Origin of the sequence: Cupriavidus sp. SIMBA_020 (assembly GCF_046535395.1) — a bacterium.
Classification (GTDB): Bacteria; Pseudomonadota; Gammaproteobacteria; order Burkholderiales; family Burkholderiaceae; genus Cupriavidus; species Cupriavidus campinensis.
Genome location: NZ_JAWRWU010001887.1, coordinates 1 through 228 on the forward strand (window position 1 = coordinate 1; position 228 = coordinate 228).

Consider the following 228-nt stretch of genomic DNA (forward strand, 5'->3'; position numbering starts at 1 on the left):
CTCGCGGGGCTCGCCGCATGGGGCATCGCGCAAGGCACGCTCGCGACGTTGCAGTGCAGTGCGCCGCCGCTTGCCGCGCTGCGGCTCGAAGCGCTCGACGCGACGCCCGTCGCGCCACAGCGCTTTGCCGGCAAACCCGTCGTCGTCAATCTGTGGGCCACCTGGTGCCCGCCGTGCCAGCGCGAAATGCCGATCTTCGCACAGGCGCAGGAGGATCATCCGGACATC

Annotated in this window: 1 protein-coding gene; it reads left to right on the top strand. The window is 70.6% G+C overall.

What is annotated here, in order from left to right:
• A partial coding sequence (locus SB751_RS36145) for a TlpA family protein disulfide reductase (RefSeq protein WP_410749748.1) occupies positions 1-228 on the top strand: 228 nt, incomplete at both ends.